At 40.3% G+C, this 1,979-nt stretch carries 2 protein-coding genes; both read left to right on the forward strand.

Features of this window, described 5'->3' with window-relative positions; all coding sequences use genetic code 11:
• Positions 1-302: 302 nt before the first annotated feature.
• A complete protein-coding gene (locus ACP5NR_RS08675) occupies positions 303-1,154 on the forward strand; it encodes a DUF368 domain-containing protein (protein WP_428006352.1) in 852 nt (283 codons plus the stop codon).
• Positions 1,141-1,979: HD domain-containing protein (locus tag ACP5NR_RS08680; protein ID WP_428006353.1), on the forward strand; the 839-nt coding region annotated here is incomplete at its 3' end. The genes ACP5NR_RS08675 and ACP5NR_RS08680, both read left to right, overlap by 14 nt.

Below are 1,979 nucleotides of genomic sequence, written 5' to 3' on the forward strand. Positions count from 1 at the left end.
CTGGAGCCGACGCAAAAAAACAACACGTAGCGGGTAGCCGGTGGCGCGTGGAAAAAAACGGTGACGGGTAACGCGTGACGCGTAATCGGCAACAGTGCGTGGCTAATAGCATATGGCAAGAAAGAGACATTAGGGATTGGAGATTAGAGGAAAAAACAGTAACGCGTGATCAGTAATGCGTAAGCAGCCAAAGGCAAAAGGCGATTCCTTGTCAAGCAAGGAATGACGGACTGGCCGCGAATGCTGGAGCCGACGCACAAAAAGGCACATCGCATATCGGGAATAACAGATGGAGGAAATGATTGGAGAAACCCGCATTTTATTTCAAAATGATCTTAAGTGGCATTTTGATGGGCATTTCGATGGTGCTCCCCGGAACCAGTTGGCCTGTTATGGCGATAATTTTGGGGGTTTATGAACCTTTGATGCTTGCGCTGAATAAATTGTTTTCCGCCCCAAAAACACTTACAAGACATGATGTAAGATTACTTCTGTTTTTGATCATAGGTATAGGACCGGCCATATTTTTTACCGCTTATTTCATTTTGGGTCTGCTTATGAAATTTGCATTTGAAATAAATGCCGTTTTTATAGGCCTTATTTTGGGATCTGTTTATCTCATTTACATCGAGATAAAGAAAAAAGGATTTTCGGAATTTTTATGGTTTTTCTTGGGTATCGCGGTTGTTGTGGTTCCGCTTTTGTTTGGTTTTAAGATAAGCAATTTAAGGTTTTTTGCGACTATCTTCGGCTCGAGGATGCTTGATTTCATATCCGGATTGATCGTTTCTACTTCGCTTCCGGCCATCGGAGACACGATAATGTTGCTTTTACTCGGAAATTACAGGCATCTTTTGAACGCCGTGAGAACTTTTGATTTTACGACACTTTTGATCTTTTTATCCGGATTTTTGATAGGCTTTTTTGCTTTCGTCAGAATAATCGGAAGTCTTTTGAAAAATTACCGTTCTCAAACTTACGCTTTCATAATAGGCCTTATGATGGCCTCGATAACTTCAATATGGCCCTTCACAAGGCACACTTACGATCTGTCCCGTGTTATACTTTTTATGATCTTGGTTGCAGGAGGTTTTTTGATCTCTTTTTACCTTGAAAAGATTTCTACAAAGAAGGTAAAGCATGGAAATGGATGAAAATTACAAAACCGTGATTAACGAGATCATAGAAAAGGTTAAAAAAGATTATTCAGAAGAATCGGCTGAAATAGTCAGACATGCGTATGAATTCGCAAAATCGGCACATCAAAGTCAATCAAGGGCTTCAGGAGAGCCCTACATCTCTCATCCTGTTCAGGTTGCCAAAATAGTCGCAGATATGGGAATGGATGTGCCTTCCATCTGCACGGCATTGCTTCATGACGTCGCTGAAGACACAAAAGTCCCGCTTGAAGAGATAGAAAAGCAATTCGGTCATGAAATAGCCACAATGGTAAATGGCCTGACGAAGATAAAAACGCTTGAAAATGAAGACATAAAATTTTCAGAGATAGAGACTATAAGAAAGATGATCTTCGCGATGGCGCAGGATGTACGCGTTGTTTTGATAAAATTGGCTGACAGGTTACACAACATGAGAACCGTAGAAGGCTTTGCCGAAGAGGAAAAGAGAAAAGAAAAGGCTAAACAAACTCTCGAAGTTTACGCTCCGATTGCAAACAGGCTTGGCATATACACGATGAAAAGGGAATTGGAGGATCTCTCATTTAAGCAACTTTATCCTCAAGAATACATAGAGGTGAAAAAACTTGTGGATAAAAAAATTCAGGAACGCAGTCAGGAAATAGGGTATTACAAATCTGAGATTGCCAATCTTCTGAAACAAAACGGAATAGAATTCACGGAGATAAGCGGAAGGGCAAAGCATTTTTACAGCATATGGATGAAAATGAAAGAAAAAAACAAATCTTTTGACGAGATATACGACCTTTTTGCGATAAGAGTCATAGTTAAAAACATACC

The organism is Athalassotoga sp. (assembly GCF_049965695.1).
Classification (GTDB): domain Bacteria; phylum Thermotogota; class Thermotogae; order Mesoaciditogales; family Mesoaciditogaceae; genus Athalassotoga.